The organism is Streptomyces sp. NPDC086519 (assembly GCF_040686075.1).
In the GTDB taxonomy this organism is placed as follows: Bacteria; Actinomycetota; Actinomycetes; order Streptomycetales; family Streptomycetaceae; genus Streptomyces; species Streptomyces shenzhenensis.
On sequence record NZ_JBFBJL010000077.1, the window covers coordinates 1 to 11,745 of the forward strand.

At 67.3% G+C, this 11,745-nt stretch carries 8 protein-coding genes and 3 pseudogenes; 2 read left to right on the top strand and 9 right to left on the bottom strand.

Annotation, left to right across the window (positions count from 1 at the left end; all coding sequences use genetic code 11):
- Positions 1-495: 495 nt before the first annotated feature.
- The 5 genes and pseudogenes from AB0P24_RS41440 to AB0P24_RS41460 all read right to left on the bottom strand — a co-directional run bounded on the left by AB0P24_RS41440 (position 496) and on the right by AB0P24_RS41460 (position 5,811).
- Positions 496-1,663 (bottom strand): annotated as a pseudogene (locus tag AB0P24_RS41440) (IS4 family transposase).
- A gap of 103 nt (positions 1,664-1,766) precedes the next feature.
- A complete protein-coding gene (locus tag AB0P24_RS41445) occupies positions 1,767-2,156 on the bottom strand; it encodes a hypothetical protein (protein WP_365803479.1) in 390 nt (129 codons plus the stop codon).
- Positions 2,157-2,962: 806 nt separating this feature from the next.
- On the bottom strand, positions 2,963-3,190 hold the full coding sequence (locus AB0P24_RS41450; RefSeq protein WP_365803481.1) for a DUF397 domain-containing protein: 228 nt from the start codon (positions 3,188-3,190) through the stop codon (positions 2,963-2,965).
- 408 nt (positions 3,191-3,598) lie between these two features.
- Positions 3,599-4,441 carry an SDR family oxidoreductase gene (locus AB0P24_RS41455; RefSeq protein WP_365803483.1) on the bottom strand — a complete coding sequence of 281 codons (843 nt, stop codon included), beginning with the start codon at positions 4,439-4,441 and terminating at the stop codon, positions 3,599-3,601.
- The gene (locus AB0P24_RS41460; RefSeq protein WP_365803485.1) at positions 4,438-5,811 is read right to left on the bottom strand and encodes an NAD(P)/FAD-dependent oxidoreductase; all 1,374 of its coding nucleotides are present in this window, start codon (positions 5,809-5,811) and stop codon (positions 4,438-4,440) included. Before AB0P24_RS41460 ends, AB0P24_RS41455 begins: the two co-directional genes overlap by 4 nt.
- 108 nt (positions 5,812-5,919) lie before the next feature.
- On the opposite strand from AB0P24_RS41460, the gene AB0P24_RS41465 reads away from it, so the two are divergent.
- Positions 5,920-6,948, top strand: a complete 1,029-nt coding sequence (locus AB0P24_RS41465) for an AraC family transcriptional regulator (RefSeq protein ID WP_365803487.1) — start codon at positions 5,920-5,922, stop codon at positions 6,946-6,948.
- Positions 6,949-7,126: 178 nt separating this feature from the next.
- On the opposite strand, the gene AB0P24_RS41470 is transcribed toward AB0P24_RS41465, so the two are convergent.
- Positions 7,127-7,765 carry a TetR family transcriptional regulator gene (locus AB0P24_RS41470; protein WP_365803489.1) on the bottom strand — a complete coding sequence of 213 codons (639 nt, stop codon included), beginning with the start codon at positions 7,763-7,765 and terminating at the stop codon, positions 7,127-7,129.
- A gap of 602 nt (positions 7,766-8,367) precedes the next feature.
- On the bottom strand, positions 8,368-8,589 hold the full coding sequence (locus AB0P24_RS41475) for an FAD-dependent oxidoreductase (protein ID WP_365803491.1): 222 nt from the start codon (positions 8,587-8,589) through the stop codon (positions 8,368-8,370).
- A gap of 172 nt (positions 8,590-8,761) precedes the next feature.
- Here AB0P24_RS41475 and AB0P24_RS41480 point away from each other — a divergent pair, with 172 nt between their 5' ends.
- Entirely contained in the window at positions 8,762-10,045 is a 1,284-nt protein-coding gene (locus tag AB0P24_RS41480; protein ID WP_365803493.1) for an MFS transporter, read from the top strand.
- A gap of 495 nt (positions 10,046-10,540) precedes the next feature.
- Here AB0P24_RS41480 and AB0P24_RS41485 read toward each other — a convergent pair.
- Together AB0P24_RS41485 and AB0P24_RS41490 are read right to left on the bottom strand one after the other, a co-directional pair.
- Positions 10,541-11,163, bottom strand: a pseudogene (locus tag AB0P24_RS41485) (transposase); the annotation flags it as partial.
- Positions 11,164-11,285: 122 nt separating this feature from the next.
- A pseudogene (locus tag AB0P24_RS41490) lies at positions 11,286-11,636 on the bottom strand (transposase); the annotation flags it as partial.
- Between the last annotated feature and the right edge of the window lie 109 nt (positions 11,637-11,745).

Consider the following 11,745-nt stretch of genomic DNA (forward strand, 5'->3'; position numbering starts at 1 on the left):
CCGGCGGCCTCGTCACGTCAGGGGCGCTGCGCCCGGTGATCGTCTGTTCATGTCTCGGCGGCCGGGGGCGCACCCGCAATCGAAGTGGTCGCCGATTCTCACGAGAACGGGTACTGCCGAGCATCTGTTGGGACCACATGCCCGCCGAATAGGCATTGCCGGGTCCGCTTCGGTCCTCGGTACGGCGGGTGCAGGGGTGGACCGGGGACCTCGTCCCGATCCACCCCTGTCTGGAGAGTCCTGTTACTGCCTGCCCCGCCTGAGAATTCCAGGCGGCATGAATTGTTCCCCTCTAACCTCAATACCCGTAACTTAGGTTTTGGTGTTCGCTTGACCCGTTTGGGTTTGGTGGCGCCAACGAGGGTGATGGCTGCGGCGGGTGGGCGGTCTGCGGCCTGGTGGACGGCGCGTTTGAGGGGCCAGCTGGCGACTTTGCGTTTGATGACGCGGGGGTTGGCCCGGTGGCGTCGTCGTGGCAGGAGGCGTTCGAGGAGTTCAGCGTGGGTGGCTTTGACGGCGCGGAGGAGTCGGCCGGGGGGAAAATGCCGCCTGTTCCGTGACCTGGCGGCGCACGACGCGCAGTGAGCGGGTGAAGGAGATCCGGTCGGGGTCCTGGTCGGTTTGTCGTGCGGCTTGGTGCATGAGGTGCCGGATGGCGTGGTGGACGAGCAGGAAGCCGTAAAGTTCCTGTTCGGCCCCGTCAGGGTGCTGCGAACGCAGTACCAGGTGCGGCCCGCCGAGGTGGGTCTTGATTTCGTCCAGGGTGGACTCGAACTCCCATCGCTGGGCGTAGAGGGCGGCCAGTTCCGCGGCCGGGGCCATGTGCGGGTCGAGGATCGCGGTGAGGAGCCGGTAGACGCCCTCATGGCCGGCGATGGTGTACTCCACCGCGCGTACTGGCACCCCGCGACGGGTGTGGTGGATGTCGCTGCGGTCGTACTCGCCACAGCAGGTCCGCTCCCGTGGCCGCGGCTGCGCGCCACAGGTCCACGCTGTAGAAGCCGCGGTCGGCCAGCAGCAGCATGCCCGGCTGCAAGGACACCAGGACCGCCCGGGCCAGAGCCCGTTCTCCGGTGCGCAGAGCTCCGGTCGCAGCACCGAAGACGGCGTGTGTGCCGCACTGCACCAGGCCGATCATGCGCAACTGCGGGTAGCCGACGTCTTGTTCGCCGCGCCCGGAGCGGGGTGGACGGCCGAACGCCTCCACGTTCGCCTTCGTGTCGGGCAGGTCGAACGTGGTGCCGTCGATCGCGGCCAGCCGCCAGTCGCGGTAGAAGGCGCCCTGGGTGTCCGGTGCGGCAACAGGACGGCACACCCTCGCGAACAGCTCTCGCAGCGGCGCCACCCCCAGCCGGGACCTGGCTTTCCAGATCGCCGCCGTGCTCGGCACCACCCACGACGTGCGCCAACGCCGGGCATCCTGAAGACCCGCGGTCAGCAGTCGCGCGACCTCCTCATAGCTCTGCCCGGAGAACAGGCACATCGCCAACACGAAGTAGACCACCAGCCGGGCCGGCAGCAGCCGGTTCCGCTGCTGCACCCGACCCGTCTCCGCCAACACCTCATCCACGAGCGACCGGGGAAACGCCTGGGTCAGTACCCCGACCGCGACCCGGTCCGACAACCGCTCACCAGATGACTTCAGTTGACCTGCTCTTGCCACACCAGCAACAACGACCGGATTGCTCCTAGTTACCGGTATTGAGGTTAGGGCGGGGGTCTTATGGCTTACCGATCCCCGCCCTGTCCTGGTGTGCTCGGCGTGATCAGCACTCAGAGATTTTGGGGTCCCGGTTGACGCTATGGGCGTTGTTGTCGGCGTATCCGGCGAAGACGTACGCGGTGGGGATGCTCACCCACCCCTGGCCTTCGTTGTAGTCCACGTCGTGCACCTGGTACCAGGTGTTGCCCCAGTTGCCGATCTGCTGGCCGCGGGTCCAGCAGTGGGCCCAGAGCCTGCCGCCCGGAGGAACGTCGCCGTTTATGATCTTGCCGTGCGTGGTGTCGGGGGCGTTGTAAAGGCCGACCCAGTTGCTGGTGGTGAGCGGGACGATATCGTCGGCGGAGGCGGTCCCCGTCATCACGGTGAGCGCGCCGACGCTCAGCGCCGCGGCGGTGGTGACCATCGCCACCCGGCGTCCGAACGAGAAGCTCATGAAGTGTTCCCCCCTGAGATCGGCCCCGGATCCCATAGTCCTGGTAACCGGAAGCTGTGGGGCGCCGTCCCGCTGACAGGCGCTCGCTATGCGGGTGAAGCTACCGGTGCGGATCCTGCGTCCGTCCTAGATCCGTCCTTCCGCCAGGTCAGCGTGGGGGTCAACATGCCCGCCACCGCCCCAAGAAGCCGAAACGGCCCGCCAGACGAACCGGCGGACCGTCACGAATGATCGAGGATAATTACGGGACTCCGGGATTCGACAAGTCAAGACACTGTCGTCGGCTCATCGATTGGTCGGCTTCGGAGACGTTGAACTTATCGCGAGTGTCATCTCTGGTGGGCATCTTCAGGCACCCCTGGAAGACGGCGTTTCCGATGGTCGCGGGGCTGGAGATGAAACACGCGGCACCCGGATCTTCGGCTGGGAGCCAATCCCCACCCATGAGGACGGAACCATGCGGCTTTATGTCGAAAGGTCCCGGAAAGTCGGGGCGATTCTGGGAGCAAGTCACCACTCGCACTTCGCGGCCCGTGTCGTTCACCACTCTGAACCCTGGGTCATCTTTCGAGAACAGGATGAGCCAGGCACCGAAGCCCAAAAACGCCCCGATGGGTGTGACTGCCAGAGCGATGATTATTCCGTTTCCCTTCATGCGACGAGTTCACCACGACCAATCCAGGCGCCGATGATGGTGCCGATTCCTGTATGGTCCCGCACGTGGACTTTGTCGTCCACCTGACCGGGATACGCCGACGCCCAGCGCCCGGTACGGAACCGGACGCGGGGTGTCAGCACGTCGTACGTCAGTGATCGGCGGCGTACGAGAGGAATGCGGCCCACTCCTGGGCACCGAAGGCGAGTTGGGGGCTCTGCATGCGCTTCGAGTCCCGTACGTGGATGGTCCTGGGGGCGAAGGCGACCTCCACGCACTCCGGGCCTTCATTCGTGTCATCGGGAACGGGCCTCCAGCCAAGGGGGCGGGGTGGCCAAAGGAACGAGCGCGGCGACCATCCCGGGACGCTGGACCTCACACGGGCATCCCCGGCCGCAAGCGGTAATCAGCAAGCCGGGCCACCGACGAACCTCTCGACCTGCGGCAGTGCAAGTCCTCGTTGGCAGCCGATGCCATGCCAAGAAAGATCATCTTCCGCTGGTCATGGGGACACGGCGGTCAGGGATGGCCGGCGTGCTGCTGTCACCGGCGGACGACTTCACTTCGTCGGCATCGCTGTCACCTTCCGGATCGGCGCCCAGGAGCAACTGTCCGGGCCCCTGGACGACGACCCGATGGACCTGCGCGTCGCGCTGGAGGTCGTGCGGTTTCGCACGCGCCGCACGTATGGCCGGTGATCAGGGGCCGGGCGCGAGGCCCGGCCGACAGAGCGCGCCCCGCCGGCGGCGAGCCCATGGCGGCCGGTGATCTCTCCCTGCGGTGGGCGTCACGGGGTGGGCCGGGGGTTCCGGCGGGGATCGGCCGGTTTTCGCTGGCGGGCCTTGGCGATGATGCGATCGAGTACCCGGTCGACGAACTGCGGTGCAGTGCCGACGAGACGGCGGAGCGCTCGAGTCTGGAAGTCCGGGATGACGGTGGAGCGGCCGGATCCGGTGCCGCGCAGGATGGCCGCGGCGACGCGCTGCGGGGTGAGCGGTTTGATCGTGCCGCTGATCGCTCGGAGCTCGGGTGGCTGCAGGGGCTCCTCCATGGCCAACTGCGGTGTGTCGACATCGGGCGGGTAGACGGCGGTGACGCTCACACCGTGGGGTTTGAGCTCCTGCCGTAGCACCGCGCAGAGTCCGCGTACGGCGAACTTGCTCGGGCCGTACGCCGCGTAGCCGAAGACGCCGAGCAGTCCGGCAGCGCTGGAAATGCAGGTGATGGTGCCGTCGCCGGCTTGGAGCATGCCGGGCAGCACGGCCCGTACGGCGTGCAGGGTGCCGAAGTAGTTGACCTCCATCTGGGCTCGGAAGTCGCCCAGCTCAAGGTCTTGGACGTAGCCTGGTTTGCTGATTCCGGCGCTGGTGAACAGCGACCTGACCGGGCCGACCTCGGCCGCCAGTTCTGCGACGGCCAGGTCCATCGCGGCGGCGTCGGTCACGTCGGCACCTCGGACGTGCACGTCGGGGGCGGAAGAGCGCAGCCGTCTGAGGTCGGTGTCGTCGAGGGCGATGACGGAGACCACCGCTCCGGCCCGGTGCAACTGCCGGACGAGTTCGAGTCCGATGCCGCTGCTTCCGCCGGTGACCAAGACGTGCCTGCCGCTCCAGTCGGTACGGCCGCTCACGCGACACCTGCCTTCCGGGCGGGCGCCTGGGCCCGCAGCTGGTCGAACATGCCAGGTGTGAGGTTCTGCCAGCCGATCCGTTTACGGATCTTGGCGAGGTGGCGGTGGTAGGTGCGGGCGTCGATGTAGGAGCGGTGCCGCGCCGAATCCACGAAGCTGATGCCGCCGCTGAGCCGGGGCCGGTCCTCGGCGATCAGCCGGTCGAAGGCCGCGGCCCGCGCCGGGGCGTGCTCCTGGTCGTGCAGGTACTGGGCGAGGACATTGCTGATGTGGTCGAACAGGGTGTATGCGCTTGAGTTGGTCTCCAGGTAGCCCAGGCCGAACAGGTTGTGGTGGGACCGGTTGAACGCGGTGAGATACAGCTCCGGGCGGCCATCCTGCCACTCGAAATACTCATCGGGAACGTAAGGGATGGTCCAGTCGTATCCGGTGGCGTAGAGGATCAGGTCGATCTCCTCCGTACCGCCGTCGGTAAACCGGACCCGGGACCCGTCCAGGGCCGCGATGTCGGGCCGGATCGCCACATCGCCGTGCTGCAGGTGGTGCAGCAGCTGGCTGTTGAGCAGCGGGTGCGACTCGAACAGTTTGTGGTCCGGCTCGGGCAGCCCGTACCTGGTGAGGTCGCCCTGCAGGACGCGCAGGAGCAGCTTGAAGATCGGGCGCTCAAGGCGCAGCGGAAGCTGCGGTCCGTGCGCGCCGAACTCGTCGGTGGGGATACCGAACAGGTGCTTGGGGATCACGTGGTAGCCACGGCGAACGCTCACGAACGCGGCGTCGGCGTTCGCGGCCGCGTCGCAGGCGATGTCGGCGCCCGAGTTGCCGAGACCCACGATCAGGACCCGCTTGCCGCGGAACTCGGCCGGGTCGCGGAAGCTCCCCGAGTGCCGGATCTCGCCGGTGAAAGCGCCGGGGTGCCGCGGGATGCGGGGTATCCAGGTGGTGCCAGTGGCGCACACTACCGCCCGGTACCGGTGATGGGTACCGTCGTCGAGCCGCACCGTCCATCCGTCGCCGGCTTGCTCGACGCCGGTGACCGTGCAGTTGCAGCGGATCGCCTCGCGCAGGCCATAGGCCGCCGCGAAGTCCCGGGTGTACTTCAGGATCTGCCGGTGGCCCGGATAGTCGGCGAAGGAGTCCGGCATCGGGAAGTCGAAGAACCCGGACGTCTTGCGGGAGGAGATGAAGTGCGCCGACTCGTACATCGGCGTCCCCGGATTGTCGATGTCCCAGATGCCACCGACATCCGAATGCCGCTCGTACTGGTCGTAAGGGACGCCGAGCCGTCGCAGGGCCCGGGCCGCCGACAACCCGGCGGGTCCCGCCCCGATGATGCAGACGCCTCGGTGCACCACCTCTGGCGTTCTCACCATAGGTCCTCCTTATCCTTTGGGTTCGCCCCGGATTAAAGTCCTGCTCACCCCGTGGCAGGGAGGGCGGCATCAACCAGAATGGGGGGCAGACCGGACAGGAGGGGTGGTGTGGGCGCGTACCAGGATCCGCGGCTGAGCGAGGCGGTCATCCCGCCGTCCGTGCTGGCTGGCGTCGTCGAGATGGGGCAGCGCGAAGCCCTCCCCGTCGGCTCATGGTTCTCCGGCACGGGGGTGACCCCGGCGCATCTGGTCACCGCCGAGCCGGTCAAGCTGTCGTTCCGCCAGGCCGCCACGATCCTGCGACGGGCGCTGCGGGCCCTGCCCGGCCGGCCTGTCGGCATGCAGGTCGGCGGCCGGGACGCGCTGCTGACCTTCGGCATCCTCGGCCTGGCGATCAGGTCGTGCGCCACCGCCGCCGACGCCCTGGCCGTCGGACTGGAACTTCACCAGGCGTCCGGCAGCCTGATGGACATGGAGCTCGAGGTCTATGGCCAGGAGTTCGCGCTGCGGCTGCATGAGCGGTCGCCGGAACCTGAACTCATCGCCTTCCTCTGCGAGGAGGTGCTGTGCAGCACGCTGGCGCTCACACGGTCCATCCTCGGAGACGACCACACGCCCACCCTTGTCGAGCTCTCCTACCCCGCCCCGCCGTACGTCCAGGAATACCGGCGATTCTTCCGCTGCCCCCTGCGGTTCGACGCCGACGCCACCCGCATGCTCTTCCCGGCATCGCAGCTGGACCGCCCCATCCCCACCCGCAACGACCCCACCCGGGCGGCCGCCGTCGACACCTGCCGCCGGCTGCTCGACACCGGACGGGGAGACTCCGACATCATCGTGGCCGTCGAGACCCTGCTCAGCCGGAGCCTGCGACGACCCCTGTCCATGACCGAAACCGCCCGGCAGTTGCACCTCACCGACCGCACCCTGCATCGGCGACTCGATGCGGCCGGAGAACGCTTCAGCACCGTACGAGACCGGGTTCGGCAGCGGCGAGCGACCTTCCTCCTTCACGAATCCAGACTGAAGATCGCCGAAATCGCCACCGAAGTGGGCTTCAGCGACGCCCGCGAATTCCGCCGGGCCTACATCCGCTGGACCGGGCATCCGCCGAGCGCCGAACGGCGCGACCGCTGAAGCCCGGACCCGGCCGAGGGGAGTGTTCCTGCAGGTGACAGGCTCGGGCCGACGCCGCCCCAGAAAGACGGTGGTAAGCCTTTCATGAACGCCGGAAATCGCTATGTCCACGACCTTCTTTGAGGGCCGCCAACGGCGAGGCGATCATTGTGCAGAATTTTCTGGGTAGCCGGCGATTTCACTCAGACAAAGTCTCGGGCGCGTCAGAAACCGCCGATTCGGCGCTCTCCAGTGCGACGAATCCGATGGCGAGAGCGCGCAGGGCGCGGTGCAGCGAGACGAGCTGTTCCGGCGCGGGCACAGCGACTCTGTGGAGAGCGAACCCGTCGATCAGTGCCACGATCGCCGCACTCGCGTTGCCGTCGGTGATGCCGCGTATTCTGAGCGCCGCAGCGGCCACCTCCTTCGTGGCCCGGATGATGACAGCGACCTCTTCCTGCAGCTCGGGTCTGCGTGAGGCGAACAGATACATTTCGAACTGTGCGACCGTGTGCTCGGGAGGAATTACGCGAAAATACTCGATGAATTGGTCGATTATTAGGCTTCCGGGAGCATCGCTCTGGCTCACAATGTCCTGGAGCTGCTTCAAGTGCTCCAGTTCCTGGTCCATTGCGCTCCTGACCGCTTCGGCGATCAGGTGATCGAGGCTGTCGAAGAAGTAGGTTGCCGAAGATGGCGGTACTCCGGCGGCGGCAGCCACTGCCCGATGCGTCACGCCCGCGATCCCCTTCTCGGAGATCACCTGAAGTGCGGCGTCGAGGAGTAGCTGACGCCGGGCTCTGCCACGCTCCCGTACTGCTCTGTTGTCCCCTGACATGGGCTGATTTTCCCACCTTCCTCTCGGGTCGCTCCTGGTTGCCGACGGCTCCATCGTCATGCCGGACCGCCGCGAGTCGCGCGCCCAGGAGAGCACCATAGAACCTGGACAGCGGCCCTTCGATGACGATCCCGTGGGTGCTCGACAGCCCAGGACCGGGTCGCCTCCACGGCGTGCGTGATGGACGGCCGCGCCAACGGTAGGCGGATCTCGGGGTCCATGAGCTCGTGAGTCCGTACGTCGGTGAAGGTGAACCTCCGCGCCGGTGAGCCGGCGCTCTTGATCCGGCCGGTGGACTCCTGTGGCCGCGGGGCCGTCGAAGGAGACCCGTTGGACCGCCGTATCGTCCATCGGCCAGTAGCGGGCGGTGGTCCGTCGCCTCCACAGTTGCCGGCTTTCGTCGCCCAGCGGTGGCCGACATGGCAGGCCGGCGTCGAAGGTGATGAATGCGGGCCCCGCCTCCGAGAGCGCGTGTCCCGTGAGGCCCGCATGATGCCAGAAGGGTTCGGAGCAGGCGGCGTATGCCTTCGAGAGCACCCCGGGCGGCCAGCGCTGAGAGAGCGGTCCACGCCGAGTTCGTCTGCGATCGCGATGCCGCGGTCCTACCCCGGACCTACGAAGGTGCCGCCTAGGCCGACGCGGGCACCGGCCATGGTCGCGTTGCGGACACGACCCCCTGCTTCATCCGCTGCCTCCAGGACCAGGACCGACACCCCGCGCTGCCGCAGGGCCCGTGCGGCGGCCAGTCCCGAGAGACCAACGCCGATCACGACCGTGTCGACCCGGGGCGGAGAATCGGCTCGGCGCCTGTCAGGAGCACTCATTGTGGATCCTCGTCTTCTCTCGCACGAGGGGTCGAGCTCGGTTCGACGACGGCGACATAGTGGCACGATTGTCCAACTATGGCTCCGAGGTATCCGCTGCGATGATCCAACAAGGGCAAAAACCGTCAAGTTCCGGCCATCTGGCCAGTGACGGCTTACGAAACTTGGACTAATGTCCCGTTTCAATCAATCGAGGTGCTCGCTGGAGGGGACCCATCAGATGTCGATGAGACACGGCGGAACAGCGGCCACGGTCGGAGCCGCGTACGCGGCTCAAGGCCTCGGATACGCCGCGGTCGTCACTGCGCTGCCGGCCTTCAAGGAGCGGCTGACGATGGGCGAGACCCTCGTCTCTGTGATCATGCTTGGCACCTGCTTCGCCGCCGCCGCCGGATCAGTCCTCGCTGATCTGATCGCCGTGAGATGGAGCAGCCGGCAAGCGCTGTGCGCTGGTCTCGGCATTCAGGCGGTAGCCCTGCTGATCATGGCGTCGGAACCGCCCTTCGTGCCGTACCTCTGTGTACTCGTCGGGTACGGGATTGGGCTCGGTGCGGTGGACGCGTCAGTCAACATGCAGGGCGTGCTGGTCCAGAAGCGCACAGGGGTCCTGCTGCTCGGCCGGTTCTATGCGGCGTTCACCGCCGCCGCGATTGTCGGGGCGCTGATGACGTCCGGGCTTGCCGCGTCGGGCTCCCTGGCAACAGGTGGACTCCTGGTCGCCGCGACCGTGCAAACGATGGTGGCGCTCACCGGTGCCAGGAAGTTCGATCGCAGCAGAGCCGCCCATCCCGGCCACGACGTGGCATCCGACCGTACTCCGCTGCCAAGGCGTGGCATCTGGGCCGTGGGTGGCCTGGTGTTCGCGGCCTTCGTTGTGGACTCGGCGGTTTCCACCTGGAGTTCTGTCTACCTGGCCGAAGGCCTGCGAGCCACGGCGGCGGTCGTGCCTCTGGGCTACGCCGCCTATCAAGCCGCCGTACTCGTCTCCCGCCTCGCCACAGACTCTCTGACGAGGCTGCTCGGAAGCAACGCGACCGCGCTCAGCGGCATCGCCGCAGGCATCGTCGGCTGCGTGCTGGTGTCATCGGTGCATGACACGACGGGGGCCGTACTGGGTTTCGCGGCTGCGGGGCTGGCGACAGGCGCGCTCGTACCACTGGCGTTCAATGCCGCGGGTGAGCTGCTGCCCCCACGCAGTGACGAGGTGATCGCACGCGTCAATCTGTTCAACTACGCGGGAGCGGTGGCCGGCGCCGTCCTGCTCGGCTTGGTCGCGGCCGGTCCCGCCCTCGGCACCGCCTTTGTCATTCCTGCCGTGTTCCTCGGCGCCGCGGCGCCCCTCGCCCGACGGGCCCCCGCTCTGGCCGCAGCATGCCCACCCGCGACGCACGCCGCAGCCGCTGCCAAGCAGCAGCTGCTCATGGAACAGCAGGAGCCGGGCTCCCACTACCCGTGATCGTCGCCGCAGCCGGTGTCGGCTCCCTGGACGGTCTCTCCCGCGTCCTGCCCTGCGTACGGCGTCGATCCGGCCCACCCCGCACATCTCCACCGACCCCTCAGCCTCGAAACCACCTGCTGAGATCATCTGACCGACCAACGGCCCCCGCTCTGGCCGCAGCATGCCCACCGAAGGGTTTTCGAGGACACAAAGGAACCTCGGCACCAGGCTGAAGCGGACATGTCGTCTGAACCGGCCGTTGCCCGACATCATCATCCTCAACCACTCGTCGCCCTCGTCCGCGCCGGAGCCCGCTTTGAACGCGGACACCTCGTCGAACGCCCCGAAGCACGCGCGGCCTGAATTGCCTCATGACCCAAAGGACTTGACCATTCCTCTGGTATCCCCTTGCCCGCTGCCACTGTTGCTCAGGAGATTTCGCAGGCCCCGTCTAGCCGCGCTCGCCCGAGGACATGGCCCGCGAGGGCGGTGAGCATCTGGTCGAGGCACCTCGGTCTCGCTGTCGCCAACCATCACTCCCAGCACCTCGCGGCCGCCGTCCTCGGTGATGCCGGTGGCGATCACCACGGCCCGCGAGACGATCTGGTGCGCGACCCGTGCCTTGCAGCAGGTCGCATCGAGGCGGACGTAGGGGAAGCGGGTGTGGCCAGGGGCCGGCCGCGGAACGCGGTCAGCTGGGTGTCCAGATCCGCGCAGATCCGTGAGACCTCGCTCTTGGAGATCCCGCTGTCCGCTCCCAGCGCCTTGACCAGGTCGTCGACCGAGCGGGTGGACACCCAGTGGACGTACGCCTCCATGATGACGGCGAACAGGGCCTGGTCAATGCGGCGGCGGCGCTCCAGCAGGCTCGGGAAGAAGCTGCCCGAGCGAAGCTTGGGTATGGCCACCAGGTCCAGGTCACCGGCCAGCGTGGTCAGAATCCTGTCGCGGTGCCCGTTGCGCAGCGCGGTGCGTGTCTCCGTGTGCTCGTTCCACTCCGCGCCAATCTTCGACGTAGCCTCGGCCTCGATCAGCTCCTGGAGCATCCGCTCGGCCACGGACCGGACGAGTTCGAGTCCGTCTGCCGAACGCAGTGACTCCAGCAGCCGAAGTAAGTCACGCTGGGACAGGGCCATCATGCACCTCCTGGTTGAACTGCCCGTTCACCAGGGGGAGTTGCATGGTGGCCCGCCTGCCAGGCAGAGAGCGGAATCCCCAACGACACACGCCCCGCGGCGTACGCCCCCATGTTGATCGGCTACACCACGAAGCGGGACGCCATCGTCTGCTCCTGCTCGCGCACCTTCCGGCGCAGCCGGACCAGCTCCTCGCGGCGCTTTCGCAGGTAGGCCCGGAAGCCTCTTGAGCTGTGGGCCTTGTCTGCAATGACCTGGGCGGGCGTGCAGCGCGTCCGGCCCGGGCCCGTGCGGGGAACACGGATGCGTTCCAGAAGCAGGTGTGCGCAGACACTGTCGTGGCGTTGGCCGGGCGTCAGCAGGATCGCGAGCGGGCGGCCTTTGCCGTCGCAGGCCAGATGGATTTTGGTGGTCAGCCCGCCTCGGGATCGGCGGAGGGCGTGATCATCCGGTTCGTCCGGCCGCTGGCGTCCCCTTTCTTTTTGGGCCGGTGGTGGTTGCATGCTGGTGGGCGCGGACGATGCTGGAGTCGATCTGGACCAGCCAGTCGATGTCGCTGGCCGCGTCAGCGCACGCTTGGAT